Origin of the sequence: Nostoc sp. PCC 7524, from assembly GCF_000316645.1 — a bacterium.
Classification (GTDB): Bacteria; Cyanobacteriota; Cyanobacteriia; order Cyanobacteriales; family Nostocaceae; genus Trichormus.
In genome coordinates this window covers 5,456,572-5,483,422 of the sequence record NC_019684.1, presented here as the reverse complement: position 1 = coordinate 5,483,422, position 26,851 = coordinate 5,456,572, and the positions used below count along the sequence as shown (strand labels likewise).

Below are 26,851 nucleotides of genomic sequence, written 5' to 3'. Positions count from 1 at the left end.
TCTCTAGCTTCTATATCCCTAGCTTGAGTTTTTTCAGTAAGTCATGAAAATATTGTAAATTATTGTAAAATTTCAGAGTCATCAAAAATCTGAAACAGGAAAGGTTCATTATGCCTCTAGCGGTTGGTACAGATGCACCTGCATTTACCGTCAAAGATACTAACGGTAACACCGTTTCGTTATCTGATTTTGCTGGAAAGACTGTTGTTTTATATTTCTACCCGAAAGATGACACCCCAGGTTGCACTAAGCAAGCTTGTAGCTTCCGGGATGCCAAATCAGATTATCAAAATAAAGATGTAGTGGTACTGGGAGTCAGTGCTGATGATGAAGCCTCTCATCAGGCTTTCACTCAAAAATATAATCTGAATTTTCCTCTATTGGCTGACACCAACCAAACTCTCATCAAAGCTTACGATGTTGATGGTGGCGGCTATGCCAAGCGTGTCACCTACGTCATTAGCCCTGATGGCAAAATCACTCATGTTGATGCCAGTGTAAATACAACTACCCATGCTAGCGATGTTTTAGCGGCTCTGGGATTGAATTAGTTAGTGCTACTGAGTGCTGATTAGCTAGTAGGGTGCGTCAGTATGAATAAATTCCTTGTAATTCAAGGATTTCTCTAGCTGACGCACCCTACATATTGAATAATTTTTTAACTGGAAGTCCCTTACTCGTTACTCATTACTCATTATGGGGATGGAGATGTGACGGCTGGTTGCGTTGAGCTAGGGGTGATAATGATAGGCAATGGTAGAGTTTGCCCCTGTTGTTGATTGTTGGTTCTGGCTCGGTTTTGTCTTTCTCTAAATGCTTTTGCTGCTTCATCAATTTGATCACTTTGGCGATTAGCATCCCATGAGCCAGTGCCGAAGGTTGCCCGATGAATCAGGTCAAACATATTGAAATTGCCAGAGTTAAAGTCTAAATTATTTTGTTGGTCTGCATTATTGCCACCTGCATCGACTGTGCCTAGTTGAGCCAAGCTAGGTTGCACTGTGAACAAGGAAGTAATGCCAATGGTGGCAATGCTGGCTACTAAAAGTCTTGTAACTGCTAAAAATGATTTTTGCATGGGTTTTTACCCTTAAATTCCTCTAACACCATCCTGCTTTTATCTTAAGCAAGAGTTCGGCGTAGTTGGGGCTGGATACTCAATAAAGCAACTAGCGCAAAACCGAACAGGATTAATAATGCACTACCAAAGGTAACATCGCCCCAAGGAGCTTGCATCACCACATTGGTGAGATTCCACTCATTATGAGTGTAGAGATAGCGAATTGGTTCAATGGCGTAGCTTAAAGGATTGAGGGTAGCGACGACTTGCAACCACTTAGGCATGAAGGATAAAGGCGCTAAAGCAGTGCTGGCAAATAGTAATGGTAAGTTAGTCACAAAAATGACAGCAATTAATTCAATGTGTCCGGGTAGGGCAAAAGCCAAACCTAGAGAAATCGCTGTTACACCCAAAGCTAGCAAGAAGACGATGAGAGCGATCGCACCCAAACCAGCTACATCGGGTAGCCCAGCACCGAGAAATGCTGCTGCACCGACAATTACGGCTGCTTGCAGTAAGCTTTGGCTAACAATAAAGATGGCGGAAGCAAAGACAATGGAAAACCGTGAAGCCAGGGGAGCAACTAACAAACGGTTCAAAAAGCCGAACTCACGGTCAAACATCACAGGTAAACCAGCATTTAAAGCACCAGCAAAAGCCGTAAATACTATCACACCTGCTGCTAGAAATTGTCCGTAATTTGTCGTAGTACCAAATAACCCTTTGGGGGCATTCTGGAACAACGCGCCAAACAATACCAACCACATGACAGGCTGAATAATCCCAGCCAATAAAGTAGAAGGACGGCGTTGCAACTGAATAAATAAACGACGAGTTAAAGCCAGCGTCTCTTGGACTAATTCACCGAAAAAATTAGGTGTAGCAGGTGAGTAGTCTTGAGGTGCTGTGATTTGCTGCCAATTGATATCAGATTTAGGGGTTACACTCATAGTGATTTTGGGAGTAGGGAATAGGGATTGGGGATTGGGGACTGGGGACTGGGGACTGGGGATTGGGTAAAAGTTGCTCTCCTCTGCCCCCTGCTCCCCTGCCCCCCTGCTATCTCATGTTCTGCTTTTTCTCGGCTTTCGGATCGCGATTGGCAACTGCTGCTAGTTCCGCATCCAGGAGGGTGCGTCCGGTAGCTGCAAGATAGACATCATCGAGGCTAGGACGGGATTGAGCAATGCCAAAAATCGGTAAACCTGCATTGTTGAGGGATTGCTGAATGGTGACTAAAGCATCATTTTGGGGTTTGACTACCAAGTTAAGGGAATTGCCTTGAGCCGTGTTGATGATGATTTCTTGGACAAAGGGCAATCCTTGCAGGAGGGTTTTGGCTTGTTCTGCTTCTTCTGTAGGGGAAAATTCGCGGATGCGTAAGGTGATGCGATCGCCCCCTACTTTGTCTTTTAACTGTGAGGGTGTACCATTGGCAATTACTACACCACGGTCAATAATCGCTACGCGATCGGCTAATGCGTCAATCTCTTCTAAATAATGACTGGTAATCACAACCGTTGTGCCAGCAGCTCGCAATTTCCGGAGGAAGTCCCAAACTACAAATCGGCTTTCTATGTCCAATCCGACTGTCGGCTCATCTAGAACCAAAACATCTGGTGCATGAAGTAACCCAGCCGCCAAATCTAGGCGCTTGCGTAAACCACCAGAGTAAGTTCCTGTTTTTTTATCGGCGTATTCTTGTAAACCGAGTAAGTCTAAAACTTTCTCAATTCGCTGTTTGGCTACTGCGCCTGGAAGATGATAAAGCGCCGCTTGCAATTGCAGCAGTTCTCTGCCTGTCAGCACTTTATCTAGGGCAACTTCTTGAGCTACATAGCCTAACCGTTGTCTTGCCAATCTGGGATTATCCAACACAGAAATCCCAGATACCTCGATTTTGCCAGCATCTGGAGTTGTGAGGGTACACAAAGCACGCAGAGTGGTGGTTTTGCCAGCACCGTTGGGGCCGAGTAAACCAAAGATTTCTCCTGACTCCACCTGGAAGGAAACATCTTTGACGGCTTCCACTGTGCCGTAGCGTTTTTGCAGATTTTGAATTAAAACGGCGGGAGCCATGACAGCTAATCCCTAACTATACAATTCGCAACAATGTCTATCTATATTGTAGTGGAGCGGTGTGAGGAGAAAGCGATCGCGTTGATACTTATCTAGTAGTTGCGGTATGTTGTCATGACAACTGCTGTAGCTGTATATATGTAAAATTTTTGTTCTATAGAGTAATACAAATGCAACAATCGATCTTCAGTAATCGTTGTACAAGGTCAATATCAATTGAATAAGCAGCAATTATCAATCACAAACTGCTAATGACACTAATGGAGCGATCGCGTCTTTCAATGCACTCATGATATTCCGGCTGGGATAATGGGCAAAATAATGCCAGAAATTTACACTCTGCTTTGTGCGGATCTGATCACTGAAAACAATGACGCATTGTGATGTTCAACTTTCTCAAAAGTTACCCTTACGCTTCATTTTAATTGTCCCTTTTGTCATTCAAATTTTCGCTACTGTGGGACTTGTGGGTTATCTGTCGTTTAGAAATGGGCAGAAGGCTGTTAATGAACTTGCTCATCAGCTAATCAATCAAGTGAATCTGCTTGTTGATCAGCACCTAGATAGCTATTTAGAAACCCCTCATCAGATTAATCAAATTAATTTAGATGCTGTCGAGCAAGGAATGCTGAATCTCAAAGATTTTCAAACCACAGGGCGTTATTTTGCCCAGCAAATGCAAGTATTTAATGTTGGCTATATTAGTTTTGCTAATCCTCAAGGTGAATTTATAGGAGTTGAACGTTTAGATAATGGCAAGCTATTAATTAATGAAGTTTCTCAAAAAAATGGTTTGGGTAAACTTTATGTTTATCAAACCGATAGCCAAGTTAATCGTCAACAATTCATAGCGGTTAAAGATTATGATCCTCGTGTAGAAGCATGGTATACAGATGCTGTTAAAGTTAGTAAACCTGTTTGGAGTCAGATTTATCAGTGGGAAGATAAACCAGAAGTTCTATCAATATCTTCCAGTTATCCTGTAAGTAATAGCAATAATCAGTTTATTGGTGTCATGAGTGTTGATTTGATTCTGACACAAATCAGTAATTTTTTAGAAAATTTAAAAATTGGTAAAACCGGAGAAATCTTTATCCTAGAACCTTCTGGACTAATTGTAGCTTCTTCAACTCATGAATCACCATTTAAGTTAATTAATGGTAAAGCACAACGACTATCAGCATTGAAAAGTGAAAATTATTTAATTCATGGCACAACACAATATTTAACAAAAAAATTCGGTCAACTCCAAAATATTAAATCTCCGCAACAATTCGTATTAACTCTAAGAAATGAACGCCATTTTACTCAGGTAAACTCTTGGCGTGATCCATTGGGATTAGATTGGCTGGTGATTGTTGTTGTCCCTGAAAGTGAGTTTATGGCACAAATTCATGCCAACACTCGCACGACAATTTTGTTATGTGTAGGGGCGCTGATTCTAGCTACAACACTAGGCATATACACTTCCCGTTGGATAGTTCATCCTATTTTACAGTTAACCCAAGCCAGTAGTGCGATCGCTTCTGGTAAACTTGAGCAAAAAGTGATGATTTCTGATGTTCAAGAATTGAGTATTCTAGCTCAATCTTTTAATCAGATGGCCAGACAACTGCGTGAATCTTTTTATACCTTAGAAACTACAAATCAGGAATTAGAAAACCGAGTTGCCCAAAGAACCGCAGAAATCACAGCTGCAAAAGAAGCTGCCGATGCCGCTAACCACGCCAAAAGTGAATTTTTGGCTAATATGAGTCATGAACTTCGCACCCCATTGAACGGCATTCTTGGCTATGCTCAAATTCTCCAACTAGATGCAAACACTAATTCTGAGCAAATAGAAGGACTAAATATAATTTACGATTGTGGCTCTCATCTTTTGACTTTAATTAATGATATTTTAGATATTGCTAAAATCGAAGCCAAAAAACTAGAACTATATCCTATAAAATTAGACTTTAAAAATTTATTGTCAGGTGTTTGTGATACTTGCCGTATTAAAGCACAGCAAAAAGCAATCAGCTTTACTTGCCATATCGATCATCAGTTACCAAATATTATTCATGCTGACGAGAAACGCCTACGGCAAGTCTTAATTAACCTTTTAGGTAATGCTGTTAAGTTTACAGAAACTGGTACAGTTACTTTCATTGTGGAGATGATTGAAAATAATATCACAATGGTCAATTCTAATTTGCATCAGGAGTTACCTCTCAGGAAAATTAGATTCCAAATTGCAGATACAGGCATCGGTATGACAGCCGAGCAATTAGAAAAAATATTTTTGCCATTTGAGCAGGTAGGAAATACTTCACATAAATCAGAAGGTACAGGTTTAGGACTGGCAATCAGTCACCAAATTATAGAAATGATGGGTAGTAAAATTAAGGTTGAAAGTATCTATGGTCAAGGTAGTAAGTTTTGGTTTGACCTAGATATACCAGTAGTCAACACTGAGATACTATCAGATTTATCTATAGTTAAAGAAAATATGATTGGATATTCTACACAACTTTATCCAGATTCTGAGGAATTAATATTTCCTCCAGCTACAGAATTAATTAAATTATATCAAGCTGCTAAAGCTGGTTATGTTGTAGGTATTCAAGAAGAAATCAACCGCATTCAACAATTAGATGAAAAATATCATAACTTCACTACTCAAGTTTATAAATTACTGGAAGATTTTGAAGATGAATTAATTGTGAAAATGATTCAACCTTATTTAAATAGTGATTTTTCTAAAATTTAGTTGGCAATCATGGAGATAAAACAGCAATGTTTCACGGGATGATTAGATGGGAAACTTCATAAATAAATCTATTTTAATTGTAGATGATATTCCAACTAATATCAAAATTTTATTTGAAATTCTCAATCATTATGGATTTCGAGTTTCTGTTGCTAAAAGTGGTCAAAGTGCTTTAGAGAAAATCAAAGAATCATTACCTAATTTGATCTTATTGGATGTCATGATGCCGGGTATGGACGGTTTTGAAACTTGCCATCGCCTGAAAGCAGATCCAAAGACAAAGGATATACCTGTAATTTTTATGACTGCTCTTTCTGATTCAGTTAATAAAATTAAAGGATTAAAACTGGGAGCAGTAGACTATATTACTAAACCTTTTGAAACTGAAGAAGTATTAGCCAGAATCAATGTACATTTAGAACTACAACAAACCCAAATGAAGTTAGTGCAAGAAGAAAAGATGTCTTCACTAGGGCAATTAGTTGCAGGTATCGCACATGAAATTAATAATCCTGTCAATTTCATTTATGGTAATTTAATTCATGCTCAAAACTATATAACCCATTTATTAGAATTATTATCCTTATATGAAAATCATACTAATCAGGTAATTCCAGAGATTAAAGCTTACTCTGATGAAATTGACCTAGATTTTATTAAACAAGATTTACCCCGACTGTTATCTTCAATGGCTATAGGGACAGAACGTGTAGAAAAAATTGTGCGATCGCTGCGTCTGTTCTCGCGGTTAGATAATACAACATTTCAATTATTTGACATTCATGAAGGCATTGATAGCACACTGATGATTTTGAGTCATCGCCTGAAAGCTACACCAAAACGTCCAGCTATAAATATAGTGAAAAATTATGAAAAATCAGCCTTAGTAGAGTGCTACTCAGGTCAAATTAACCAAGTGTTTATGAATCTTTTAGCTAATGCTATTGATGCTATAGAAGAATCAATATTAAATCATCAAATACCTGATATCCCAACAATTTCGATTCATACAACAGTTCTAGATGACAAAAAAGCAGTGTTAATTGAAATTGCTGACAATGGTATAGGTATATCTGAGGAAGCCCAGCAGAAGATGTTTGAGCAATTCTTCACAACTAAACCTATAGGTAAAGGTACAGGTTTAGGATTAGCGATCGCTCACGAAATTATTGTGGAAAAACATCAAGGTACTTTAGAGGTAAAGTCCTCTCCCGGAGAGGGTGCTAAATTTATAATTACCATGCCGATTCAGCAAACAATCATAACAAAAAATGTTATGGATAATATGGGCTAATACCAATTCAAAATTCAAAAATAACAAAAAACAAAAAGACTTATTTTTTAAAATGTCTTAACTTGTAAATGTCTTGATATCTAGCAATATATGCTGCATTTCGCATTTCTAGATTTGAAAGCAATTTTATAGGAAAATCCTTGGCTGAATATTGAGGCTGATACCAAGGTTGATTATTAAAGTAATCTTGTATGCCAGGATTTTCAAAACGGCGACCGTGAAGCGCGAAAATTGTATTTCGCATAATATCTAATTCAAACCCGGTTTTACCTTGTAAATCTGCATCGGTGACAGCTCGTTCAGAAAGCCAAAAGTAATTGTTAGTAGATGTAGGCAAATCTGGAGGTGGGTATAGTGGTTTTCTGATCCTTGGAGGTCGATTTTCTCGATGATCTAATGGTCTTGGGGGTAAAGGCTGAGGTTGAGCAACTTTGGAAACTGAAGATGTAGTTGTTACAACTGGTGGTGTTGTCACAGCAGGCGTTTCAACCATTGGAGAATTAATATTTGAAGTTGCTATAGAAGATGCAGTTTTTTGGTTGGCTATGGGTTGAGGAGATTTCGTTAATACCTGACTAATAATTACAGAACCACCAATTAACCCAGCAGCAATCAACCCACCTATAATCATGGCGTTCTTACTACCTGAAGTTTGCAGCTGAGTATTAACGGGGACTTTGGTAGGTGTTGGTGTTGTGACGACTGGTTGCAACTGTGGTTTTTGTATTGCTTGTGTTGGTGGTACTACTGCTTGAGTTGGTGGTATGGAGTAGATTGTACTCTGCAAAGCATCAAGCATGGCTCTAGCAGTGGGGTAGCGATCGCGGGGATGGTAGGCGATCGCTTGATCAATTACACTGGCGATGAAGGGGCTGATATTGTTCACATAATTACGCCAGATAATTTCCCCCGTTTGCGAGTCTATGTCTAATTGTTGTGGCTGCATCCCCGTCAGCAAATAAATTGCTGTCAAACCTAAACTATACAAATCACTAGAATAAACAGCTCTACCTGCGGCTTGTTCACTCGGCATATACCCAGGTGTGCCAATTACAATTGAACTGGTAGTATTGCCTTGAGAGTTAACTACTGTTCCCATTGATTCCCGCACTGCACCAAAATCAATCAATACAGGTTTGCCATCGCCATAACGCAAAATGATATTGTCGGGTTTGATATCACGGTGAATAATTTGCTTGGAGTGGACGTACTCTAAAATGGGTAACAAGTTAACCAAAAGTTCTTGCACAACATCAGCACTCAATAAGCCTTGCTGCTGCACTTTTTTTGTCAGTGTGTCGCCTTCAATCCACTCCTGTACTAAATAGAATTGCTCATCAGCACAAAAATAAGCATACAATGTGGGAATTTGGTCTGTAGAACCACCCAATTCTTCCAATATTGCTGCTTCTCGTTGAAATCTTTCTTGTACTAGCTGGTAAATTTGCGGATTATTTTGGATTGGTCTAAGCTGTTTAACCACACACAGCCGCTTTGAGGGCATATAGGTATCTTCTGCTAGATAGGTTTCGCCAAAACCACCTGCCCCCAATGTACGGATAACTTGATAGCGATCGTTTAAAAGATTTATTGTCATGGAAACCCTGTGGCTACTTACAAGGTGTATTGAATTTTCTAATACAGACTCTCCCAAGTATAGTTTATGTTTTCAGATATATTGTTAGCTGTCATATTGTTCCGATATATAATCCCTGTGAGTGGTGGTACTTCACTTCAAATCAAGTAATCCTTCCTCTTTTAATTTAGGATTAAAGCGCATTTGTGTTTGCAAACCACGAGTTTCTAAAACTTGGAAAATTTCTGCTTCTATTCGCCGAGCTACATTTTTCAGAATGGCTATTTGTGCTAACTCATCAATAGCTGGATTTTGATACCTTGCCTGTTCTTCAGGTGTCATGAGAGTTTTAACATTAATGGGTTGTGTCCATTGTTCCTTATTTTCCCCATTTCCCAAGGGAATACTTCCATTTTCAGTAATCCAAGCATTCTCTATATTTTCTAAAACTGTACGGCTAGGACGCTCAATAGTTTGCACTTTCACCCAATAACATTGTTGTACTTGACGAACTAAATGCTGTCTGAGGCTTAAATAAACATCACGAGAATAGCCAACAAATTGCAGTATTTTTTCTTGATTAAAAATAGCATATACTCCGATTTTTCCCTGCAAATATTCTGGTAATTGACCGTTTTCATCAATGTAGGGAATATATTCTAAGCTAGTAAGGTTAGTCATATATTAAATATGAATTTTAGATTTATCTGAGTAATTAGCAATTATCAATTGTAATATTTTTTAATTACTTAAGTAAGTCAGTGGCAATAAATCAAAATATATTAAGTAATATGAAATTATAAAAATTAACAGGCTCTAGCCATTTCTTTGTACCCCTGCGAAATGTTACGCGAACACTACAAACTTTTAATTATTTATTTATCAAAGAAAGGTAGAGGGCAGAGGGCAGAGGGCAGAAGGGATTTATCCCTTCCCTGATCGCCCGAACCATCTGCGCGACCGGAGGGAGCAAGGGTTTAAGACCCCCACCAAATTTTCAATTTGGTGGCTCTCGTTCAGGTGGGGTTTGAATCTCCTTCTGTTGCGTCAGCTTCCCGCAGGGTACGAAACCTTCTGCCCTCTGCCTCCTGCCTTCTGCCTTCTTCAATCGTCTTCTTGGTACAAATCTTGTAAAGCTTGCACTTGGGTACGTCGAGAAGTCCGACGATATTTTTTGCTTTCCAGTTTTGGTTCGTATTGGTTTTGACCTTTGCCTTTGGTTTTGCGCTTTAAGGTAGATTCTGGATCAGCCTGTTGGTTAAGTTGAGTTTGCCGAGCGATCGCTTCATCCAAAAAATCTACATAATGTTCATAGCGTTCCCACTCACCCCGCACAACACAATCGGGTTCATCTCGATGCAGACAATCATTAAACCGACAGCTAGCAACAGCAAGGCGTTCTCTAGCTTCTGGGAAATAATACACTAACTCTTCTGGACTACAATCTACATCAGGTTGATTAAAACCCGGAGTATCCGCCAGTAAACCACCACTGGGTAACTCAAATAATTCTACATGGCGGGTAGTATGACGACCACGGGCTAATTTTCCGGAAACTTCTCCCACGCGCAGGTTAATGTCGGGAATTAGCGCATTAATTAAGCTAGATTTCCCTACGCCAGAAGGACCGGCAACAACAGTAATTTTATGGTTGAGATCCTTAGCTACTTGGTCAATATTGATTTCATTTTTAACGCTAATAAATAGCGGTTGATAGCCCCAAGCTAATAGGCGATCGCTAATTTCTTGCTTTTCATCTGGGGAAACTAAATCACTCTTATTCAAACACAAAACCACATCTAGACCAGTAGACTCAGCCTTAATCAGAAATCGACTGAGTTGGAAAGGTTCTAGGGGCGGATCAGCCACCGCAAAAACTAACATAATTTGGTTAGCATTGGCGATTGGCGGTCGGTCTAGCTGGGTTTGACGAGATAAAACCTCTGCGATCGCCCCCCGTCCTCCAGACCAATCTGGCTCTTCTACGACCACGCGATCGCCAACCATCACCTGCTGCCCAATTTTTTTCAAGCGCGTTCTGCGAGTACACAGGAGGAAAGGATGAGGAGGATGAGGAAGATGAGGAGGATTTTGCTCCCTCATCTCCCCCATCTCCCTCATCTTCCCTATCTCCCCCTCCTCTTGATCTAGCTGTACCTTGTAAAAATTCGCCTGCACGGCTAACACCGTACCTACTAACTGTTCAGTAGCATCAAATCTCATGAGGCAGCCACAGGACGGCGAATTAACAAAGAGAAATAGCCAGAGCAGTCGGTAATTTCTTCTACCTGATAACCTGCCATTGTCAAGCTATCAGGAACTTGCTCAATTGGCTCTCCGGGGTCTAACCATACTTCTAGCAATGCTCCTGGGGGCATTTGCTCCAGACGGAGTTTTGTCCGCACAAAATTAATCGGGCAAGGAGTACCCCGCAAGTCCAGTTGAGCATCCGGTGTTAATAGAGAAGAGAGCGTCATTATTTAAACAGATTTCCCAAGAATCCTTCTAGACCACCTTTACCAGTACGGTCTCCTTTAATTTTAGCTAGCTTCTCCAACAATTCTCTCTCATCTGGTGTCACCTTAGTTGGAATATCAATTAATACTGTTAATAGATGATCGCCCCGACTGACGGGGTTGCCTAAGCGCGGTACGCCACGATTTTCCAACTTCATCACTGTATTGGGCTGAGTCCCGGCAGGAATAATTAATTCCACTAAACCATCTACCGTGTCTACCTCCAAACGACAACCTAAAATCGCTTGCAAGTAGCTAACTTTGATTTCCGAGAGAATGTTAATACCATCTCGCTGGAATTCTTCATCCTCATTGACAAACAAATAGACATACAAATCTCCAGGGGGTCCACCACGTTGACCAGCATCGCCTTCCTGGGATATACGTAAGCGCGTACCATTGTCCACACCTGCGGGAATGGTAATTTTCAGTTTCTTGGTAACTTGATTTGTACCCTTACCATCACAAGCATCACACTTATCTTCAATCACCATGCCCGTACCATTACAGGTAGGACAAGTTGATACCTGAGTGAAACTACCAAAAGGCGTTCTAGTAACCCGACGCACCTGACCAGAACCGCTACAAGTCGAACAAGTGCGGGGACGAGTCCCTGGTTTTGCTCCCGAACCACTACAAGCTTCACAGGTTTCTAGATGGGAAATCCGAATTTCTTTTTCACCACCAAATACAGCTTCTCGAAAGTCTAACTTCAGGTCTAGCCGTAAATCATCACCTCGCGCCGGCCCGCTACGCCGTCTTTGCGTTGGGCCGCCCATACCACCAGCAAACCCACTAAAAATACTTTCAAAGATATCGGCAAAACCGCCCATATCGCTCATATCTTGGAAGCCAACACCAGCACCACCAGAGACACCAGCTTCACCAAAACGGTTATAACGCTCTCTAGTTTCCGGCTCAGAAAGGATTTCATAAGCACGGTTAATTTCCTTAAAGCGTTCTTCCGCTCCCGGTTCTTTGTTCACATCTGGGTGATACTTCCGGGCTAAACGGCGGTATGCTTGTTTGATTTCTTCTTTGTCTGCGTCACGAGAGACGCCCAGAATTTCATAATAGTCGCGGGCCATATAGCAAAGGTAAAAGTAGGGGGGAAGAAAGCAGTTCGGCGTAAGCCGTTACCGGAGGCTAGGCATTACACACTACAGGGTTGGCTTGCCAGAGGTTCAGCAAAAGGTAAAAGTTAATTTATTGTAATAATCGATTTTACCTTGTTCTCTTTTACTAAAGATCACCAGCAAGTTGCAAGCAATAGGTGCTTTGCTCCTGGAAAACGAAAAAAGCCACCGAAGTTGGGAACAGAGGCAGCATAACCTTAAACCTCTCACTTCCGAATCGGCTGTCTCTTTTACAATTGTGCTACGTAGCAGACGAAAGCCCCGCTTATCAACTAGAGGGGCTAGCCGCACTATTAGGTGTGGAAAACCCCCCTTGTTGGGGATTGGGGATTGGGAAGAAGCAGGGGAGCAGGGGAGCAGGGGAGCAGAGGGGAAAAGTCAGAAGTTATTCAATTTTGAATTTTGAATTTATATGCCTAATCTCTAATCTATCGCTTCATAATCAGCTTGTGCTGTACTTTCTTCATCAAAATCAAAATTAAATTGCGGAATTAAGGTGCCACTTATGGGAGATTCTAATCCTGTTGCCAAAGAACTATCTACACCCAAGTCAATGTCATCACCATTTTGGTCAGAAGCTCGTTGATAAACATTTGCACCAATAGCAAATAGAGTTTGTTGGAAATCTTCTAAGCATTGTTGAAATTCTTTCAGGGAAATGGCGGGATTAGTCATAATACTTTGGAGGAGAGCGACTTTTTCGTTGGCTAAAACTTTCATCTGCTCACCGATTAATTCGCCATTGTCTTTTAAGGTGGATTCGTAACTGAATAATAGATTATCTGCTTGGTTTTTCAGTTCAACTAATTCTTTGCGCCTTCTATCTTCATCCGCAAACACTTCGGCTTCTTGACGCATCCGTTCTACTTCATTGTTACTCAAACCACCAGTATTAGTAATCCTAATACTCTGTTCTCTACCTGTGCCTTTATCTTGGGCAGCAACTTTGAGAATACCATTAACATCAATTTCAAAAGATACTTCAATTTGCGGTACACCACGGGGGGCTGGGGGGATTCCTGCTAACAGAAACTTGCCGAGACTCTTATTATCTCGCGCCATTGCTCGTTCACCTTGAAGAACGTGAATTTCTACTGAAGTTTGCCCATCAACGGCAGTAGAAAATACTTGAGATTTACTAGTAGGAATTGTCGTGTTGCGTTCAATAATTTTGGTGAATACTTCTCCCAAGGTTTCAATTCCCAAGGATAGGGGTGTAACATCCAACAGCAGCAGATTATCTACTTCGCCACCCAGAACTCCAGCTTGAATCGCTGCACCTAAAGCCACAGCTTCATCAGGGTTAACGGAACGGTCAGGGGTTTTGCCGTTAAAAAACTTCATCAAGGCGTTCTGCACGGCAGGAATGCGGGTAGAACCACCTACTAAAATCATGCGGTTGATGTCTTGTGGTTTCAGGTCTGCATCTTTGAGGGCTTGAATCATCGGTTCGATAGTGGCTTCGATTAAATGCCCTACCAATTCTTCAAATTTAGAACGGCTCAGTTCCATCTCTAGATGTTTCGGCCCAGTTTCATCAGATGTAATAAAAGGCAAGTTAATCGAGGTACTTGCCATACTGGAGAGTTCGATTTTGGCTTTTTCTGCTGCTTCTCGCAGGCGTTGCAGTGCCATTTTATCTTGGGCAAGGTCGATTTTTTCTTGCTGTTGGAAGCGTTCAATCATCCAATTGACGATACAACCATCAAAATCGTCGCCGCCGAGTTGGTTGTTGCCGCTAGTAGCTTTGACTTCAAAAACTCCATCTCCTAATTGCAAGATAGAGACATCAAAGGTGCCGCCGCCTAAGTCAAAAACCAAAATCAGCTGCTCTTGGTCTTGCTTATCTAAGCCAAAGGCTAAAGCAGCAGCTGTAGGTTCATTAATAATTCGTAAAACTTCTAACCCAGCAATGGTGCCAGCATCTTTAGTAGCTTGTCGTTGGGCATCAGTGAAATATGCTGGTACGGTAATTACTGCTTGCGTGACAGCTTCACCTAAAAAGTTTTCCGCATCCTGTTTGAGCTTTTGCAGGATCATGGCGGATATTTCTTGCGGTGTGAAGTTGCGTCCACGAATTTGCACATCAACGGTATCGTCTCGACCTTTTACACAGCTATAAGGTACACGATCGCGCTCTGTAGCTGTATCCTCCCAACGCCGCCCGATGAATCGTTTAATACTATAAATCGTGTTTTCCGCATTCGTGACACCTTGGCGTTTTGCTAATTGACCGACTAAGCGATCGCCACTTTTACCAAAGCCTACAATACTCGGTGTAGTTCGTCCGCCTTCGGAGCTAGCGATCACTATTGGTTGACCACCTTCCAAAACTGCAACACAACTATTTGTAGTGCCTAAGTCGATTCCAATAACTTTTCCCATATTAAAGTATTTTTACTGAGTGCTGTTGCCGGAATGTTACGCGGACGACCTTGAGGTAGAAAGTAGGGGTTTAGGGGGTGTAGGGAAGAAAAATTTTCCCCAATGACGGCAGTTGCTACAAGTCGGGAAACCCTCCCAATGCACTACCTCCCCAATACCCAATCCCCAGTCGCCAGTCCCTTCCCATCCCTAGCAATGCTCGCCTCTGCTATGACCTAGGCACTATTGGTCAGCGAGGCGAGCTGTAGACAGCTTAACTGTCGGCTGGACTCGGCTGACTTTCTGGTGCAGGTGGTGCGTCTTCCTTTGGAGCAGCCACTTTGACCATAGAATGACGTAGCACGCGATCGCCCAAGTAATATCCGCGCACTAACTCTTCTAACACTGTTCCTTCAGGATGTTCATCCGTAGGTTCCCGCATTACTGCTTCATGGAGATTGGGATCGAACTCCTGACCTTCAGGACGCATTGGTGATACACCCAATCGCTTCAGTGAATCCACGAGTTGTTTATAAACCCCTTGATAACTTTTATGAATTGTCATCTCACCTTCAGTTTGTGGCTTGAGGTGCGCTCTGGCCCGTTCAAAATTATCGACTACAGGCAGCAACTCCATAATGGTGTTCCGCTTCGCCTGTATGTCTAATTCCTCTTTTTCTTTTTGCGTCCGTTTGCGGTAATTTTCAAAATCTGCCGCAATCCGCATATATTGTGTACTACGTTCTTCTAGTTGCGCTTTAAGTAACTCAATTTTTTGAGTCAATTCTGTCAACGCGGCCGTATCGACTTGAGCAGTTTCTGGTGCAGCGATGTTATTTTCTTCTGTGAGTACAGTGTCTCCCGGTACATTTGTTGGGGCTGCCACTTGCTCAGTAACCTCGCTGCCAGATTCGTGAGAATTGATTGGGGCTTGGGAGTCGCTCATCATTGCTTGATTTACCTCTGTTGATTCACCCAATGGCTGGCTTGTATTGTTTACCTGTTTATTTTCGTCCATCATTATTTAAGTCTACTCATCCCAGGCGTTGTTTACGGCATTCTTCCGCCAGAGTAGACAAGCGTTGTAATTGATAGCTGTACACTGCTGCCGATTTTTTTTGCCGAAATTTCCCTGGAAATGATGTCACCGACATCTTATTTTGACAAATGGTGAACAGATTAGCGTAGATGTTCTAGGTGCGATTATCCGAATTGGGCATTGAGGTAAATATTGTCTCCCCTACACCCATACACCTCTGCTGCTCACTCCCCTACGTAGTTTAAGTTTAAAATTTTTACCTCAAATTACTTAGTCTCTATGAAAATTATATGACTCAGGTTGGGAATACTCTAAGCAGAGGTTTTCCCTACTCATTGCTCACCTATGACTCAATCTTCACCACAACGGCGCAGTACCGCACTCACTACAAGAACCGAGTTTTCGCCTTTTGGTAACAAGCTAGTGCAATCTGGCTATGTAAATAACGACCAAATGAGGCAGGCGCTGATTGAAAGTCGCAAGTCTGGTAGACCCTTGACGGAAGTGCTAGAGTCAATCACTGGACGACAATTATCACCTGAGTTTCTCAGGCAGTACAAGAAACAGCAATTATTTGAACTGAAGATACTATACGGTGTTGAATTCCTTGATCCGGAAGTCAATAATCTTGGCAATACGATGGTGGGGCAACTGATAGAAACCCTCATCCCAGTGGATATCTGTCGCCGCCATCGTTTAGTCCCCCTATCTAGAAATGATGAACAAAAACCGCCCTATGTTTTAGTGGCAATGGTTGATCCGGACAACTTAGAAGCGTCGGATGACCTCAACCGGATCTTGCGTCCCCAAGGTTTGGCATTACAGCGCATGGTAATTACTCAGGAGGATTACCAACAGTTAATCAACCAATACTTGGATGAGTTGGCTGTCCGCCAAAAGCATATAGAACAAGAAAAATTTACAGATATTAATCAGGATTTAGAAAACCTCGGCAATCTCGATATTCAGGATGCGCCTGAAGAAATGGAGGCTGATTTAGGATCAGCAATGAAAGGTGCAGAGGATGCGCCAGTCATCAACCTTGTAAATCGCATCCTAGCTAAAGCTCTGCACGATAAGGTTTCTGATATCCACGTCGAACCCCAAGAAGAAAATCTGCGGATTCGCTTTCGTAAGGATGGGGTATTACGGGAGGCTTTTGACCCCCTACCGAAAAAAATTATTCCCGCCGTCACAGCCAGATTTAAAATCATCTCTAACTTGGATATTGCTGAGAGACGTTTACCCCAAGACGGAAGGATTCGGCGGATGTTCGAGGGACGCAAAGTAGACTTCCGGGTGAATACTTTGCCCAGTCGCTACGGGGAAAAGGTAGTGCTGCGGATTTTAGATAACTCTTCTACGCAATTAGGACTAAATAAGTTAATTACCGACCCAGAAACCTTGCAAATTGTCCAAGATATGGTAAGTAAGCCTTTTGGGTTAATTTTGGTAACTGGGCCTACGGGTTCTGGTAAAACAACTTCACTATATTCAGCACTGGCAGAGAAGAACTCACCAGGGATTAATATCAGCACCGTAGAAGATCCCATTGAGTACAGCTTGCCAGGGATTACACAAGTACAGGTAATTCGGGAAAAAGGTTTAGATTTTGCGACAGCTTTGCGGGCATTTTTGCGACAAGATCCCGATGTGCTGCTAGTGGGTGAAACGCGGGATAAAGAAACAGCCAAAACAGCGATTGAAGCTGCGTTGACTGGTCACTTAGTATTAACTACTTTACACACCAATGATGCTCCTGGTGCGATCGCACGTTTAGGAGAAATGGGTATTGAACCATTCATGGTTTCTAGTTCGTTGATTGGGGTATTGGCACAACGTCTAGTGCGGCGTGTTTGTTCTGATTGTCGCATTCCCTATACTCCCACACCTGAAGAATTAGCACGTTATGGGATGTCTGCTTCCCAAGAAGTCAACGTTACCTTCTATAAAGCTAATACTGTACCACCAGAAGCGATCGCTGAAACCAAAGCCAAAAATCAGCTTTGTCCCAGCTGTAACGGTGTCGGCTATAAAGGCCGTTGTGGTGTTTATGAAGTCATGCGGGTGACTGAAAACCTGCAAACTTTAATCAACGAAGAAGCTCCCACAGAACGCATCAAAGAAGTAGCGGTAGAAGAAGGCATGAAAACCCTACTGGCGTACAGCTTAGACTTAGTTCGCCAAGGTTCCACCACCCTAGAAGAAGTAGAACGGGTGACATTCACAGACACAGGTTTAGAAGCTGAATTAAAAGCCAAGCGTAAAAGTGGACTTACCTGCCGCACCTGTAACGCCGTATTACAACCAGAATGGCTAGATTGTCCCTACTGTATGACACCTCGGTTTGAGGATTAGGGACTGGGTACTGGGGACTGGGTAATAGTCAACACACCCTAGAAAGTCTTTCATTTTGAATTTTGAATTTTGAATTGGTACGACTTATGGAAATGATGATTGAAGACTTGATGGAGCAGATGATTGAAATGGGTGGTTCGGATCTGCACTTATCCGCAGGGTTGCCTCCCTATTTCCGTATTAGTGGCAAACTTACACCCATCGGCGACCAAATATTGACAGCAGAGCAGTGTCAAAGACTAATTTTTAGTATGCTCAATAATACCCAGCGTAAAACCTTAGAACAAACCTGGGAATTAGACTGTTCTTACGGTGTGAAAGGTTTAGCTCGCTTTCGGGTGAATGTTTATAAAGAGCGTGGTGCTTATGCTGCTTGTTTAAGGGCGCTCAGTTCCAAAATTCCTAATTTTGAAAAATTAGGTCTGCCAGATGTGGTCAGAGAAATGTGCGATAAACCCAGAGGATTAATTCTGGTGACAGGCCCTACAGGTTCTGGTAAAACAACGACTCTGGCGGCAATGATTGACTTGATTAACCGCACAAAAGCCGAGCATATTTTGACGGTGGAGGACCCCATTGAGTTTGTTTATGAACCAATTAAAAGTCTAGTTCACCAACGACAATTGGGTGAAGATACTAAGAGTTTTGCTAATGCCTTGAAAGCAGCCCTACGAGAAGATCCAGATATTATTCTGGTGGGTGAAATGCGGGATTTAGAAACAATTTCTTTGGCAATTTCGGCCGCAGAAACAGGACACTTAGTATTTGGTACATTACATACAAGTTCTGCCTCCCAGACTGTTGACCGGATTATCGATGTTTTCCCCCACGAAAAACAAACCCAAGTGCGGGTGCAGTTATCTAACTCTTTAGTAGCAGTATTTAGTCAAACCTTAGTGCCTAAGAAAAATCCTAAACCAGGTGAATATGGTCGGATTATGGCACAAGAAATTATGATTGTAACTCCCGCTATTTCTAACTTAATTAGAGAAGGTAAAACATCGCAAATTTACTCAGCTATTCAAACTGGCGGTAAATTAGGAATGCAAACTTTAGAGAAAGTTTTAGCAGATTATTACAAAGCAGGAACAATCTCTTTTGAAGCTGCAATGTCTAAGACTTCTAAACCAGATGAAATTCAACGCCTGATCGGCCCATCCGCTCCTCCGCAAACGGCAGGTGCAAAACCCGGTGCTGTAAAAGCTCATTAATCTTAGTAATTAATCAACCATCAACAGTCAATAGTCAATTTTAATAACTATTGATTATTGACTTAATTTTGAATTTTGTAGGCGCAAGCCTTGTCGCAGACTATTTTGAATTTTGAATTGATCTATGCCAACATTTGTTGCCCGTGTTCGGGACTCACAAGGGAAAACTAGAAGTGAAAAAGTTGTTGCCGAATCTTTGGCAGACGCTCGTACTAATCTCAGAGACAAAGGTTTTGTAGTTCAAGAACTTAAGCAGTCTCAAAGTTTTTCTGCCAACTTTGATTTCCAAAAATTCCAGACTTCTCTCGTCAAGGTTACTGTCAAAGAAAAAGCTGTTTTTTCGCGACAACTTGCCACTTTGGTAAATGCGGGTGTAGCTATTGTGCGAGGGCTAGGAGTGTTAGCTGATCAGTGTACTAATAGTAAACTGAAACAGGCTCTCAATGATATTAGCAATGATGTGCAGAGCGGTGTTAATCTTTCCGATGCCATGCGTAAGCATCCTGACTGTTTTGACGGTTTATATGTCAGTATGATTCAGGCTGGTGAGGTTGGTGGGGTTCTCGATGAAGTGCTAAATCGCCTAGCCAAATTGTTGGAAGATATGGCGAGATTACAGAACCAAATTAAATCTGCTTTAGCTTATCCAGTAGTTGTTGGAATTTTGGCTACTGGTATTTTTGTAGGTATGACTGTATTTTTGATTCCTATTTTTGCCAAAATTTTTGAGGAATTAGGAACAGAATTACCTGCATTAACTGCATTTTTAATGACTTGTAGCCAAATTTTGAGAAGTTTTTGGTCATTAGTAATCATAGCAGGAATTGTAGGCTTTAAATTTGCCTATTCACAGTATTATAAAACTCGTGTTGGCAAGGAAACTATTGACCGTCTTTCTTTAAAAATGCCCTTGTTTGGTGACTTAATTCAAAAATCTTCAGTCGCTCGTTTTAGCCGTACTTTTGGTTCTTTGACTCGTTCTGGTGTACCTATTCTGACATCTCTGGAAATTGTGCGAGATACATCAGGAAATCAGGTGGTTGCTAATGCTATCGATGCAGCACGGGCAGAAATTCAACAAGGGGGAATGATTAGTCTGGCTCTCCAAAAAGAGGCAGTTTTTCCACCAATGGCAATTCAAATGATTAGTATCGGTGAAGAAACTGGTGAATTAGATGGGATGTTGATGAAAATTGCTGATTTCTATGAAGATGAAGTTGAACAGGCAGTAAAAGCATTAACCAGCGTTTTAGAACCGATTATGATTTTGGTTCTAGGGGGCATGGTGGGGACAATTTTGTTAGCGATGTATTTACCATTGTTCAAGGTATTTGAAACTTTGGCATAGATGAAGCATAAATCTGATTTGAATTGTGAGAGGAGTCTGATTCGAGACAAAATCGAATCAGACTTTGGTTATTTTGAATTTTGTAGGCGTAAGCCTTCCCTACGGAGGCGTTAGCCTAGTCGGAAAATCTTTTGAATTGATTATGCCTGTGCAAAAATCTTACTATGAGGCCAGCTTGGCTGAGTATAGCAATCATCAAGCAGCGATCGCATTACTCAAGCAACATCGTCCATACTTGGAAATGCTTCCCAGTCTGCGCCGTCCCGATGAAAGCTTAATCACTATCCCTCTGCCAATTGTTCGTTTACGTAACACTGTGTCTGCAACTACACAAGCAATTTGTCTACCCTGTGATGTAGCGATTGTCATGTGTGACCCAGAGTGGAAAATTAAAACTGGAGCCGAAATTTTACTCTTTATTCATCGTCCCCATGAGGACTTCTCTGATTTATTGGGACGTTGGCGACAAACCCAAGTGTTCTTAGAGCAAGACTATGAATGGTTGATGCCTCATCGCCACAGCCATATTCTCAGTGAGGGGGCTAATAGTGTATATCCGTTATTCGTATTGTTCAGCGAAACTTCGGAACGTATTCAACGGGGACTTATCGGCACAGAACTACCATTTGTGATTCAAACACCCGCATTGTTAGTGGAAGATTGTATTATTGATTCTTTTCCTTCAGAAACTCCGCCAGCTTAATGAAGACAAAAGGCTCAAGAATTTGATTTCAATCTTGAGCCTTGTGCCTGTTTACTTTTTATTTCACAAACTGGGGCATAATTTCGGCGGCTGTAAATATGCCGTGAATGCCGCGTTGATGTAATTGCATACCAGCTTTGAGATAACCAAAGGCGGGCCCGCAGACATTGGCTGCCATACTGGTTTCATCACCTAAAGTAAAGGTATGGGTGGAAATCTTACCCTCAAAGGTGCGTCCTGTTACTTTAACATTGGTGCTGAGGGGCTTTTTAGGGTTGCGAGTATCAACTACACCACCAACAGTGACGCGATCGCGATCTACTATCCCTGCTAACTCTAGCATCACATCATCGGCGTGTTCCATATTTGTCAAGGTCAGCACACCGTTAGTTTTATCTAGTAATGCTTCTACCTCTGCATCAGTCATAGCCCTTGCAGCTTCTACTGTGTAACCAGGCATATGGCCAATATCTTCTCGAACGGTAGCGCGGTAAGCTTCCCAGTTGGCAATACCTACACCAAAGGTAATCTCGACTTGATGAATTTCTGCGTAGCTTTGGGCGGCTAGGGCGGCGGCGGCTGTTAACAGTCCGGGGGTTGCACCACACCCTGTCATGTAGGTAATTCCAGCCGCTTGCAGTTCGTCTTTCATGGCAATTAGCTGTTCTACCGCACTGGTGCGTTTAATGGCATCTACCAATACACCACGCCAACCAGATTGAATAAACTGGCGTGCTACAGAAGGAATAAAGTCGTTGGGTAGGTTGGGTAACGCCAGAAAATACCCATCTACAGGTTGTGTGCTATCGATTAAATCTTGAATACTGTTATTGGTTAAATTCCCAATTGGTTCTAAATAACCCACCGAACCTTGAGACTGGTAGGTAGTAATGCAATCTTTAAAGTTTAAACCTTCAGCAGCGTAAGCGTAGCCTTTTTGATCTGCTACAGCTACTAGATTCATTTGGCTTTTGCCTGCAAGCACCTTGGCTGCTGCTTGTCCCAGTCCACCAAAACCCAATACTCCTACACGTATAGCTGGCGCAATATTTGCTGTAATCATAGTCAATTAGTTAAGTTAAATCACAAGCTTTGAGTATGAACCATTTTGGCTGATGGCGATCGCCCGCTCAAAGCTATAAAGGTTAATTATGCTTTATTATCCTGGTTTCTTCTCCAACCAGATCAGTTTTTTTACCAGAAATTCTTGCTGGATGGTTTGGGCTTGAGCAAATTTTCACGCAGATGGACATCAAAAGCGATCGCTCCAGATCATGTTCTAATCAAGGCAGGGACTAAGCAAAACCAGGTTTTTGTTGACAAAAAAAGGTTTAGCACTTGCTAAACCTTCATAGAAAGCAGTTATTCGACACACCAGAATTAATTTAGAACTACTCTTTCTCAAGGTCATCTTCCTAAAGGATGTATCCAAATCTGTGATGATTTGATACGGACACAATCTCAATCTTTAAGTTGCATCAGTCCTGGTTAAATGGCTTCTCTAGCTTTTCTCCTTTCTGCTCCCTCTGTTTCTTTACGGTTGCTTTCCAACCATTGAATGATATCAGTAGGCAATTCTTGCTTGCTTCTACTACTTGCGTCAATACAAACGTGTCTAGTAATAGCTTTCGCAAATATTACCTCATCTGAGGAAATTTCATAAGTAATCTCAAATTTTTCTGCACCTATTTTCTGAGGCATTAAACTAATTAATAACTTGTCTCCACAAAATATGGGGCGGAGAAAATCCACGCTAGCATGAACTATAGGAAAAGCAACTTTTGGTTGAGTAAAAAATTCTTTGATATTTATACCTGACATCCCCAAAGACTCTTCATATGCTTCATGGCAAATGCTGAGAACATGAGCAAAATATACTACTCCAGCAGCATCCGTATCTTGAAAGCGCACGGTACGATGATAAGTAAAAGACATAACTAAAATGCAAATTTTAAAAATAAAAAATAGCAGGATAATTGCCTGCTATATGGATTAATTTTACTGTATTACCAAGGCAAAATTGATTACTTTAAGGGATAATATATGTCTTCAGAAGTAGGGTTGAGGTAGGGACGTTGCAAATCGATAGAGTGATGTTGAAAGTGTTGGTGAATTACTTTCATGCGTTCTTCTACGGCATTCTTACCTTTTTGCCAGGCTTCTAATAAGGCATTGGCTACAATTTGACAGCGATTCATGCCAAAACTTTCTTGTGCGGCAAATTTTTGAGTCGGTTCTTCTGCTAATCCTAACCCTGGTGCTAAATACTTGGTGAATAATGGTATTTCTGGCTGAAAATAAGCTTGATGTTCTTGATAAATGACTTGTAAAATTTTGTGTATTTCTGGATAGTCGTGGCTCTCAAAGTAGAGTAACCCTGAATCATAGCGTTCATAGGCACTGGGATTATAGAGGACTTGAAATGTAAAGGGAATATTGGCTGCATTTAATTGCTGGGTTAAACCATCCATGAGAGCGATCGCACCAGCAGCATTGAAGTTAAAATAGACTCTGCCTGTTCCCAATTCCACATCTGGATTTCCTCGCTGTTCTTGCCCTACATCACTGACAGCTAAGTAATACCCATTTTGTAGTCGGTTATTAGGCATCCAAATTGCTACTGATTCACCGACTTTAGCTGATTTTTTCCCAGGTTTGAGATGACAATCTGGCTCAATATATAAAGTTAAACCATTTTTGGTTACAGCCATGCTCCCATCAGGTTCTTTTCGCAACACTTGCCAACTGGGATCAAAATAACCTCTACCATGATTGCTAGCTTGCAGTTGCTCATAAAAACCCCAATCGATATCCACAACCGCATTAGTTGCTAAATTGTGTGGTACTGGGTAATTAGTATTACTATGGTCAATTGCTAAACTGCTCTGTAATGCCCCGTTATAATAGACACCGTAAAGAAAATTACGTAACAATAAATTGAGATATTTATATTGTAGGTCAGCCGAATTTTGCTGAAATCTGTCTGCTACTTTAGGTGGTAGAGCAAAAGGTTGATAGTTGGGATGGTAGATACAAAAGTTTGGCTCAATCTGGATATTAGTGGCAATATCTATCAAGGAATTTAGCATTGTTTTCGCAGAAGAATCTAGCATTAATCAATTCAAAATTTACAATTGATACCTGGGAAACACCTACAATACGCAAAATTTGGTATTACTATTGACGAAAATCTCAAGAAATGAGCATCAAAACTAAAAATTCAGTCTGTTCTATTTTGCCTGATGCTACTAGCAACCACGCAAGCGAGTTTTTTCGTAATAAAGAGGAACTAATTTTTGCTCCTTTTGTGGTTGAGGTACTTTATGGTTGTTAGTTACAGAACTAACAATTTCTGCTTCACTCATACCGAAAATACTCAGTAGAGATTGCTCAGGCATTGTCAGAAAATTTTTGGCTAACTGTAGTTGATAGGTATCAGAATTATCAAAGCCTTTACTATTCTTTAGCTTGCTTTGAATTTGTTGAATTAATGCTAATCCTGTAAATTTAATAACTTTGACTAAAAAGTTACAATGATACTCTAAAATCATCGGAAAAGCATGAAGATAAGCCTGTAACAAAGCCACTAATGATGGTTGAATATCTTCTAGTGGTATCATTGCTAATTGTAAAGATTCAGCTAATTCCAGAGTTGGGTCAATTACCAAACTCGAAAGCCAAATGTTTAAATAGCTAGCTAAGATAGTTCCCAAATCAAAAGCTGGATCTCCCCAGGCACAAGCTTCCCAATCAATTAATCGCACCAAGCAGTTATCTAACTGATGCCAACGGGAATGAATTAATATATTCTCTAACTTTAAATCGTTGTGTGTTAAGCAGCAGGGATGCCATTCATAAGCTAAGTCAGCGATCGCAGCTTCTAAATTCTCAGAGTTTTGATAGATAACATAAAATTTTAACGCCTCGCTGGGAACTTGACCAAAAATTTCTGGACTAATTGAGCCTACCCCTTGGGCTGGATTGTAAAAGCTATAGCGAAACTGTCCTTGGGGTGCTGTAGCCATAAAATCACGATATTCTTTGCGCTGGAATGTTACTCGGTGCAGCGCCGCTAATGTAGTACCAATTGCAGTCCCAATTTCCGATGGGAAAATATTGCTATGTTGATAAAACTTACCGAGTTCTACATATTCGCTAAGATAGCTCCGAATCAGGAGCGATTTGTCCTCATCAAAATGTAGCACTAATGGAGCGATCGCAGAAATATTACCGAGAACAGGAAATTTTTGTAGTAGTTGGTAAAACAGCCACTCATTAAACAATTCGTGGGATATCCCCTCATTTTCAATACCACGTTCTTGTTTAATCAGTAGTTGACGATTATCTCCTAAATTTACCACTAAGTTGAAATTCTTCTTGTTAGTTTCTGGCAACTCATATGTATCTGATGTGCCATCTTCTAAGCTACACAGTCCTGATGCGTGCAGATACTGGATAACGTCGTGAGAAGACAGTTGTAACAACATGGATTATTTCCTAGTTTGTAAAATTGCCTGGAAAGTTAATTAATCTCAAGATTGCTCAGTTTAGGTAGATAACAACAAGTATGTGATTAACAATATTGTTTGTTCAAATCTATTAATATCTCATTTGTCTCATTAAAACCTGCCAAAATGGCAAAAACGACCTTTATTTTCACTTTAAATTCTAATGTTTTCTCTATAAAATCTTTACACTGTTTCATGCTTGAGCAAAACCAAGTTAGAGAGTTTATCTTAAAAGTTTTATCTTGACTCATCCGGATTATTTTGATTTTGAGCAGACAAATAAATCATTTATACTAAATTTTGCTACATATTCGCATCAGTATATTAACAACCCCCACCCTCAACAATATATTTACCTTACAACTGTTATCCAGCAAGACTTAATAGCTATATTATAGATACTTATTAGCACTTAATTAACTCATGTATATTTAACCTCTTCATATATAGATTGTAACATAAATCACATTCAAATCAATTTTTTACTAACAATTGAATTGCAGGTAATTATTATTTTGCTAATTTTTAATTTTTAATTAATAAATTCAATATTTGGCTGTAATACTATCTCAAGGTAGATGTAATGACATAGTTAGTATTTATTCGCTAGTAAGTATTTTAAATTTCCATGAGACAACACTATAAATACTATTATGAGTCTAAAGCAGACACAAAAGCGCGGCTTCTTCACACGTATTAAAATGTAGCATTGACAACATACAATTAAAGCAGATTTAGCGGTATAGCTAATTGTCAACAACAGGGTGTGGGGTGTAGGGGGTAGGGGGTAGGGAAGACGGTGATGTCAGGTTCTTGAAACCCCTACCAACACAATTGCCCTTAAGGGCAGGGCTTGTACCCACTGGTTGTTGGGGCTGTCTTTTCCCCCACACCCCACACCCCGCAC

The 26,851-nt window shown here is 41.0% G+C and carries 22 protein-coding genes; 8 read left to right on the top strand and 14 right to left on the bottom strand.

Going from position 1 to position 26,851, the window contains the following annotated elements; all coding sequences use genetic code 11:
* Positions 1-110: 110 nt before the first annotated feature.
* Positions 111-551 (top strand): peroxiredoxin, encoded by a 441-nt coding sequence (locus NOS7524_RS22295; RefSeq protein ID WP_015140738.1) that lies wholly within the window; start codon positions 111-113, stop codon positions 549-551.
* Between the two features lie 143 nt (positions 552-694).
* On the opposite strand, the gene NOS7524_RS22290 is transcribed toward NOS7524_RS22295, so the two are convergent.
* From NOS7524_RS22290 to NOS7524_RS22280, 3 genes are all read right to left on the bottom strand, one after another.
* On the bottom strand, positions 695-1,078 hold the full coding sequence (locus NOS7524_RS22290) for a hypothetical protein (RefSeq protein WP_015140737.1): 384 nt from the start codon (positions 1,076-1,078) through the stop codon (positions 695-697).
* Positions 1,079-1,122: 44 nt separating this feature from the next.
* On the bottom strand, positions 1,123-2,010 hold the full coding sequence (locus tag NOS7524_RS22285) for an ABC transporter permease (RefSeq protein WP_015140736.1): 888 nt from the start codon (positions 2,008-2,010) through the stop codon (positions 1,123-1,125).
* Between the two features lie 109 nt (positions 2,011-2,119).
* Positions 2,120-3,139, bottom strand: coding sequence for a daunorubicin resistance protein DrrA family ABC transporter ATP-binding protein (locus NOS7524_RS22280; RefSeq protein ID WP_015140735.1), 1,020 nt, complete (start codon positions 3,137-3,139; stop codon positions 2,120-2,122).
* 370 nt (positions 3,140-3,509) lie between these two features.
* On the opposite strand from NOS7524_RS22280, the gene NOS7524_RS22275 reads away from it, so the two are divergent.
* Together NOS7524_RS22275 and NOS7524_RS22270 are read left to right on the top strand one after the other, a co-directional pair.
* Positions 3,510-5,891 carry an ATP-binding protein gene (locus NOS7524_RS22275; protein WP_015140734.1) on the top strand — a complete coding sequence of 794 codons (2,382 nt, stop codon included), beginning with the start codon at positions 3,510-3,512 and terminating at the stop codon, positions 5,889-5,891.
* 46 nt (positions 5,892-5,937) lie between these two features.
* Positions 5,938-7,185, top strand: coding sequence for a hybrid sensor histidine kinase/response regulator (locus NOS7524_RS22270; protein WP_015140733.1), 1,248 nt, complete (start codon positions 5,938-5,940; stop codon positions 7,183-7,185).
* Between the two features lie 40 nt (positions 7,186-7,225).
* Here NOS7524_RS22270 and NOS7524_RS22265 read toward each other — a convergent pair whose 3' ends face one another.
* The 7 genes from NOS7524_RS22265 to grpE form a co-directional block, all read right to left on the bottom strand.
* Positions 7,226-8,782, bottom strand: coding sequence for a protein kinase domain-containing protein (locus tag NOS7524_RS22265; RefSeq protein ID WP_015140732.1), 1,557 nt, complete (start codon positions 8,780-8,782; stop codon positions 7,226-7,228).
* A 132-nt stretch (positions 8,783-8,914) separates the two neighbouring features.
* Complete coding sequence (locus tag NOS7524_RS22260; protein ID WP_015140731.1) at positions 8,915-9,442, bottom strand: GIY-YIG nuclease family protein; 528 nt, start codon at positions 9,440-9,442, stop codon at positions 8,915-8,917.
* Positions 9,443-9,865: 423 nt separating this feature from the next.
* Positions 9,866-10,984: a small ribosomal subunit biogenesis GTPase RsgA gene (gene rsgA / locus NOS7524_RS22255; protein WP_015140730.1), complete on the bottom strand. Its 1,119-nt coding sequence runs from the start codon at positions 10,982-10,984 to the stop codon at positions 9,866-9,868.
* Entirely contained in the window at positions 10,981-11,238 is a 258-nt protein-coding gene (locus tag NOS7524_RS22250) for a sulfurtransferase TusA family protein (RefSeq protein ID WP_015140729.1), read from the bottom strand. Before NOS7524_RS22250 ends, rsgA begins: the two co-directional genes overlap by 4 nt.
* On the bottom strand, positions 11,238-12,365 hold the full coding sequence (gene dnaJ / locus NOS7524_RS22245) for a molecular chaperone DnaJ (RefSeq protein WP_015140728.1): 1,128 nt from the start codon (positions 12,363-12,365) through the stop codon (positions 11,238-11,240). Before dnaJ ends, NOS7524_RS22250 begins: the two co-directional genes overlap by 1 nt.
* Before the next feature lie 471 nt (positions 12,366-12,836).
* Positions 12,837-14,798 carry a molecular chaperone DnaK gene (gene dnaK / locus NOS7524_RS22235; RefSeq protein WP_015140727.1) on the bottom strand — a complete coding sequence of 654 codons (1,962 nt, stop codon included), beginning with the start codon at positions 14,796-14,798 and terminating at the stop codon, positions 12,837-12,839.
* 253 nt (positions 14,799-15,051) lie between these two features.
* Positions 15,052-15,798 (bottom strand): nucleotide exchange factor GrpE, encoded by a 747-nt coding sequence (gene grpE, locus NOS7524_RS22230; protein ID WP_015140726.1) that lies wholly within the window; start codon positions 15,796-15,798, stop codon positions 15,052-15,054.
* Positions 15,799-16,161: 363 nt separating this feature from the next.
* Between grpE and NOS7524_RS22225 the strand changes: the two genes are divergently transcribed.
* From NOS7524_RS22225 to NOS7524_RS22210, 4 genes are all read left to right on the top strand, one after another.
* Positions 16,162-18,174 carry a GspE/PulE family protein gene (locus NOS7524_RS22225; RefSeq protein ID WP_015140725.1) on the top strand — a complete coding sequence of 671 codons (2,013 nt, stop codon included), beginning with the start codon at positions 16,162-16,164 and terminating at the stop codon, positions 18,172-18,174.
* 86 nt (positions 18,175-18,260) lie between these two features.
* Positions 18,261-19,385, top strand: a complete 1,125-nt coding sequence (locus NOS7524_RS22220) for a type IV pilus twitching motility protein PilT (RefSeq protein ID WP_015140724.1) — start codon at positions 18,261-18,263, stop codon at positions 19,383-19,385.
* 124 nt (positions 19,386-19,509) lie between these two features.
* On the top strand, positions 19,510-20,733 hold the full coding sequence (locus NOS7524_RS22215; protein ID WP_015140723.1) for a type II secretion system F family protein: 1,224 nt from the start codon (positions 19,510-19,512) through the stop codon (positions 20,731-20,733).
* 142 nt (positions 20,734-20,875) lie between these two features.
* Positions 20,876-21,436 carry a hypothetical protein gene (locus NOS7524_RS22210; RefSeq protein ID WP_015140722.1) on the top strand — a complete coding sequence of 187 codons (561 nt, stop codon included), beginning with the start codon at positions 20,876-20,878 and terminating at the stop codon, positions 21,434-21,436.
* Between the two features lie 58 nt (positions 21,437-21,494).
* Here NOS7524_RS22210 and bioU read toward each other — a convergent pair whose 3' ends face one another.
* Complete coding sequence (bioU, locus tag NOS7524_RS22205; RefSeq protein ID WP_015140721.1) at positions 21,495-22,499, bottom strand: (S)-8-amino-7-oxononanoate synthase BioU; 1,005 nt, start codon at positions 22,497-22,499, stop codon at positions 21,495-21,497.
* A 45-nt stretch (positions 22,500-22,544) separates the two neighbouring features.
* On the opposite strand from bioU, the gene NOS7524_RS30495 reads away from it, so the two are divergent.
* Complete coding sequence (locus tag NOS7524_RS30495; protein WP_041555422.1) at positions 22,545-22,781, top strand: hypothetical protein; 237 nt, start codon at positions 22,545-22,547, stop codon at positions 22,779-22,781.
* A 143-nt stretch (positions 22,782-22,924) separates the two neighbouring features.
* Here NOS7524_RS30495 and NOS7524_RS22195 read toward each other — a convergent pair whose 3' ends face one another.
* From NOS7524_RS22195 to NOS7524_RS22185, 3 genes are all read right to left on the bottom strand, one after another.
* Entirely contained in the window at positions 22,925-23,371 is a 447-nt protein-coding gene (locus NOS7524_RS22195; protein WP_015140720.1) for an acyl-CoA thioesterase, read from the bottom strand.
* Positions 23,372-23,460: 89 nt separating this feature from the next.
* Positions 23,461-24,549 carry a T3SS effector HopA1 family protein gene (locus NOS7524_RS22190; protein WP_015140719.1) on the bottom strand — a complete coding sequence of 363 codons (1,089 nt, stop codon included), beginning with the start codon at positions 24,547-24,549 and terminating at the stop codon, positions 23,461-23,463.
* 135 nt (positions 24,550-24,684) lie between these two features.
* Positions 24,685-25,923, bottom strand: a complete 1,239-nt coding sequence (locus NOS7524_RS22185; protein WP_015140718.1) for a phosphotransferase family protein — start codon at positions 25,921-25,923, stop codon at positions 24,685-24,687.
* Positions 25,924-26,851: the final 928 nt, after the last annotated feature.

What these genes read in the sequence shown, in the direction of transcription:
- dnaJ (WP_015140728.1), bottom strand. Translation starts at nt 12,365, where the DNA reads ATGGCCCGCGACTATTATGAAATTCTGGGCGTCTCTCGTGACGCAGAC.
- NOS7524_RS22210 (WP_015140722.1), top strand. Translation starts at nt 20,876, where the DNA reads ATGCCTGTGCAAAAATCTTACTATGAGGCCAGCTTGGCTGAGTATAGC.
- NOS7524_RS22280 (WP_015140735.1), bottom strand. Translation starts at nt 3,139, where the DNA reads ATGGCTCCCGCCGTTTTAATTCAAAATCTGCAAAAACGCTACGGCACA.
- dnaK (WP_015140727.1), bottom strand. Translation starts at nt 14,798, where the DNA reads ATGGGAAAAGTTATTGGAATCGACTTAGGCACTACAAATAGTTGTGTT.
- NOS7524_RS22265 (WP_015140732.1), bottom strand. Translation starts at nt 8,782, where the DNA reads ATGACAATAAATCTTTTAAACGATCGCTATCAAGTTATCCGTACATTG.
- NOS7524_RS22285 (WP_015140736.1), bottom strand. Translation starts at nt 2,010, where the DNA reads ATGAGTGTAACCCCTAAATCTGATATCAATTGGCAGCAAATCACAGCA.
- NOS7524_RS22195 (WP_015140720.1), bottom strand. Translation starts at nt 23,371, where the DNA reads ATGTCTTTTACTTATCATCGTACCGTGCGCTTTCAAGATACGGATGCT.
- NOS7524_RS22250 (WP_015140729.1), bottom strand. Translation starts at nt 11,238, where the DNA reads ATGACGCTCTCTTCTCTATTAACACCGGATGCTCAACTGGACTTGCGG.
- NOS7524_RS22185 (WP_015140718.1), bottom strand. Translation starts at nt 25,923, where the DNA reads ATGTTGTTACAACTGTCTTCTCACGACGTTATCCAGTATCTGCACGCA.
- NOS7524_RS22225 (WP_015140725.1), top strand. Translation starts at nt 16,162, where the DNA reads ATGACTCAATCTTCACCACAACGGCGCAGTACCGCACTCACTACAAGA.
- bioU (WP_015140721.1), bottom strand. Translation starts at nt 22,499, where the DNA reads ATGATTACAGCAAATATTGCGCCAGCTATACGTGTAGGAGTATTGGGT.
- NOS7524_RS22190 (WP_015140719.1), bottom strand. Translation starts at nt 24,549, where the DNA reads ATGCTAGATTCTTCTGCGAAAACAATGCTAAATTCCTTGATAGATATT.
- NOS7524_RS22220 (WP_015140724.1), top strand. Translation starts at nt 18,261, where the DNA reads ATGGAAATGATGATTGAAGACTTGATGGAGCAGATGATTGAAATGGGT.
- NOS7524_RS22295 (WP_015140738.1), top strand. Translation starts at nt 111, where the DNA reads ATGCCTCTAGCGGTTGGTACAGATGCACCTGCATTTACCGTCAAAGAT.
- NOS7524_RS22215 (WP_015140723.1), top strand. Translation starts at nt 19,510, where the DNA reads ATGCCAACATTTGTTGCCCGTGTTCGGGACTCACAAGGGAAAACTAGA.
- rsgA (WP_015140730.1), bottom strand. Translation starts at nt 10,984, where the DNA reads ATGAGATTTGATGCTACTGAACAGTTAGTAGGTACGGTGTTAGCCGTG.
- NOS7524_RS22260 (WP_015140731.1), bottom strand. Translation starts at nt 9,442, where the DNA reads ATGACTAACCTTACTAGCTTAGAATATATTCCCTACATTGATGAAAAC.
- NOS7524_RS22290 (WP_015140737.1), bottom strand. Translation starts at nt 1,078, where the DNA reads ATGCAAAAATCATTTTTAGCAGTTACAAGACTTTTAGTAGCCAGCATT.
- NOS7524_RS22275 (WP_015140734.1), top strand. Translation starts at nt 3,510, where the DNA reads ATGACGCATTGTGATGTTCAACTTTCTCAAAAGTTACCCTTACGCTTC.
- grpE (WP_015140726.1), bottom strand. Translation starts at nt 15,798, where the DNA reads ATGATGGACGAAAATAAACAGGTAAACAATACAAGCCAGCCATTGGGT.
- NOS7524_RS22270 (WP_015140733.1), top strand. Translation starts at nt 5,938, where the DNA reads ATGGGAAACTTCATAAATAAATCTATTTTAATTGTAGATGATATTCCA.